The sequence below is a fragment of the Streptomyces sp. NPDC006997 genome (assembly GCF_040635175.1).
In the GTDB taxonomy this organism is placed as follows: Bacteria; Actinomycetota; Actinomycetes; order Streptomycetales; family Streptomycetaceae; genus Streptomyces.
This window is the reverse complement of the sequence record NZ_JBEYHH010000090.1, coordinates 1-3,361: the sequence shown is the minus strand read 5'-3', so window position 1 is coordinate 3,361 and position 3,361 is coordinate 1. Positions and strand designations below refer to the sequence as shown.

At 65.0% G+C, this 3,361-nt stretch carries 3 protein-coding genes; all 3 read left to right on the top strand.

What is annotated here, in order from left to right; all coding sequences use genetic code 11:
- Positions 1 to 179: 179 nt before the first annotated feature.
- The 3 genes from ABZ659_RS35755 to ABZ659_RS35745 are packed head-to-tail and all read left to right on the top strand — an operon-like array spanning position 180 to position 3,267.
- Positions 180 to 1,301 (top strand): site-specific integrase, encoded by a 1,122-nt coding sequence (locus tag ABZ659_RS35755; protein WP_360229159.1) that lies wholly within the window; start codon positions 180 to 182, stop codon positions 1,299 to 1,301.
- Positions 1,298 to 1,636 carry a helix-turn-helix transcriptional regulator gene (locus ABZ659_RS35750; protein ID WP_327417517.1) on the top strand — a complete coding sequence of 113 codons (339 nt, stop codon included), beginning with the start codon at positions 1,298 to 1,300 and terminating at the stop codon, positions 1,634 to 1,636. Before ABZ659_RS35755 ends, ABZ659_RS35750 begins: the two co-directional genes overlap by 4 nt.
- A complete protein-coding gene (locus ABZ659_RS35745; protein WP_360229155.1) occupies positions 1,633 to 3,267 on the top strand; it encodes a hypothetical protein in 1,635 nt (544 codons plus the stop codon). Before ABZ659_RS35750 ends, ABZ659_RS35745 begins: the two co-directional genes overlap by 4 nt.
- Positions 3,268 to 3,361: the final 94 nt, after the last annotated feature.

Sequence of the window (3,361 nt, the reverse complement as noted above, 5' to 3'; positions counted from 1 at the left end):
TGACTCTCCTCCCGAGGGTTCCTCAAGCACGCCGAAGCCTGGTCGCGCCGCAGCGTGCGCCTGACCTGGAGGTCCATCCGTCCCACGCGAGCGGTTGTCCATCCCGATGAAATCTCACGATTCCTGAGATAATGTCGTCCAGTCCGATCAGTTGGCCAAATGGTCGAGCTGGAGGTTTCGTGTCCCTGGCGATCGTGCGAGACCTGCGTCCGGAACTGCGCTTGACGACGCCGGAGGAGCTCGCGGCCTTCGAGCAGGACCTGTTGTCCGAGTTCGTGCTCGCCCGGGCCTCGGCCGGCATCAGCGACGGGACGGTCGCCGGCGATGTCGGCGTGATCGTCGAAGTGCGCTCATGGTTCACGCGCCCGCTGTGGGAGATGGAACCTCGCGATCTGGACCGGTTCTTCGGCCGACATCAACAGGGCCTGGCTCATGCCACGAAGGTCCACAAGGCGCACTCTCTCAGCGTGTACTTCGAGTTCCTTGAACTACGGCACAAGCCCGCCATCCACAGGGCAACCGGCTATGTCGTCGAGTCGCCGTTGGATGAGATCAACCGGCCCCGTGGATCGACCCTGTCCCGGTTGCGGGTTCCGCCGCCGCTCGGGGAGGTCGACCATCTGTTCTCGGCTTGGCGTGACGAGGTGCCGCAGGCGCTCGGGGAGGTCGACCATCTGTTCTCGGCTTGGCGTGACGAGGTGCCGCAGGCGCGTAAACCGTTGTCGATCGTCCGGAGTTACACCGCGATGAGGCTGGCGAGTCTGATAGGTCCCCGGGTCTCGGAGCTGAGCCTGGCGAACGTCGACGACATCCACTGGGAGCTCGGCCAGTTCGGAAAGATTCTTCTGCGGGGCAAGGGGAGGCGCGGCAAGAAGAAGGAACGGCTCGTCCCGCTGATCAACGGGAGCCGTTCGCTGCTGGAGTGGTGGGTCGACGGCCCCCGCTGGCAGTACGACGATCGGGTGGATGAGCCAGAGGCGCCGTTGTTCCCCTCGGAGCGGCGGGCCGCAGACGGCTCGAGTCTGCGGGTGGATACCGACACGCTCCGCCTGCATCTGAAGAAGATGGTCGCCCAGCACCTTCCTTCCCAGGCAGGCAAGCTGACGCCGCACACGCTTCGGCACTTCGCTGCCTCGGAGCTCTACCGTCAGGGCATGGATGTGGTGGCGATCCAGGAGCTGCTCGGCCATAAGTGGATCAACACCACCATGATCTACGTACACGTCAACCAGACTCATGTCGAGGACGCGTGGGTCCGTGCGGGTGAGCGTGGACGGGCGCGATTCGGAGGAGCGTCATGAAGTGGAACCTGCGGATGACCGCGGCCAAGAGGGACATCTGGAAGTCCTCCGAACTCCAGCGCATGCTGGCCGACGCGGGCTTGGTGATCAGTGCGGGCAAGATGTCCAACCTGTGGGCCGGCCAGCCGGTGACTATCCGCCTGGACGATCTCGACGTGATCTGCGAGGTGCTGCAATGCGAACCCAGCGATCTGCTTGTCCGTGAGCCCGAGAAGGCCCGCGCGAAACGACCGGAGCAGGATGAGAGCAGGGCGGCCATCCGTCCCGCTGTTGGTGAGAACCGTCGTCGGAGCGGCGGCGGCCCGGCCTCCCGCAACTTGATGCCGCCGTTGTGACGAAGGAAGCGAAGGCCAAGGGGCGTGGTACGCCTGAGAGTTGCGAGGTCTGCATGGCCTGGGGCCTGCACCCTAACCCGGGCGGCTCGAAGATCCTCTGCTATGCGTGCAGGGCATGGTGGTACAAGTACCCTGCCGACTTGTGCGGCACGTGCGGCGCGACCGTCCCCCTGCGTGAAGGAGTCTGCCGGGCCTGCCGTCACCAGGCCGCATTCGTCGCCGGCCGTATCAAGGTCCCGTCAGCCGGCCACGGGGCCCGGTTGGACCTCACGGTCGCAGCCGCAACCGGGCACCAGACGTTTCTCGCTGACCTGATCAAATGGAATCGGTGCCACCACCTCACCGCAAGAACAGTGCAGGTGCCTGAGTCGCCGAGCGAGACGTCGCACAGACACCCCCTGCTGCTGAAGCCGCCCGAGAGCATCCAACTCACGCTCTTCGAGCCGGTCCGGGACTTCCGGCGCTATCGGCACCCGAGCGGCTCGAAGGGGCGCTCCTGGACAGGATCCACCCCCGTAGATCCCGGATATGCGGACTTCCTCGTCGATCGGGCCAAGGACGTCGCGGCGGTACGGGGCTGGAACCACTGCACCATCAAGCGCGTGAAGTGCGGCTTGATGATCCTCTCGGCCCTGCACCAACCTTCCGAAAGGATCAAAGCCACCACGGTGCATGCACTCTCCCGGGACATCGATGTTCCCGCAGTCCATCTCATCGACATGCTCAACGATCTCGACATCCTGCTCGACGACGCACCCGACCCCCTCGAACAACTGGTCAGAGCTCACCTCGCAGTGCTTCCCGAGCAGATACGCGTCGAGGTGACCGCCTACTTCGACATCCTCCGCAACGGAGCCCCCCGCCGCCGCCCCAGGTCGCCTCACACAGTCGACATCCACCTGCGGCTGATCGTCCCGTTCACTGCCCAGTACTGTGCCCCCCGATACTCGACATTGAGGCAGGTCACCCCCGAGGACATCACTGACTGGCTGTCCAAACGGAACAACGTCCAGCGCGAAATCGTCGCGTTCCGGGACATGTTCAAGACGCTCAAGTCACAGCGGCTGATCTTCGCCGACCCGGCCCGACGCATCAGGCCCGGCAACACCCTCGTCAACCCGCCCACGCCGGTCGCGGAAGACCAACTCAAACAAGTGGCCAGAGCCGCGGATGAGAGCCCGGCCCTCCTGGCCGTCGTCGCCCTTGCCGGCATCCACGCTCTCTTCCCGTACGAGATCAGAATGCTCCAGGACTCCGACATCGAGCTGAGCACCGGGCGCCTCCGGCGGGGCGAGGTGAGCCGGCCCCTCGACGACTTCACCGCCGAAGCCATCCGCAAGTACCGGCGCTACCGTGACGCCCGCTGGCCGGACTCGGCAAACCCTCATCTCCTCCTCACCCAGCAGACAGCCAAGAGGGAGAGTCCAGTCAGCGACTTCTGGCTCAAGCGCCTGTTCAAGGGGCTGCCGGCCACGGCCGACAGCCTCCGCCAGGACCGGGTCCTCGAAGAAGCGATCGCCGCCGGACCCGATCCCCTCCGCATCGCCACCATGTTCAACCTCAGCGCCCAGGCCAGCTTGCGCTACACCCGCGCGGCCAGCCCGGCAGGCACCGAAACGACGACCGGGTAACCTGCGAACCCACGGCCAGAAAGCCTCCAAATCCCCCAGCAGCACCTACAGTTCAGATTTCGATACCTTCAGAAATCGTGAACTCGCGGGGATT

Coding starts and splice junctions, on each gene's coding strand:
- ABZ659_RS35750 (WP_327417517.1), top strand. CDS start 1,298: ATGAAGTGGAACCTGCGGATGACCGCGGCCAAGAGGGACATCTGGAAG.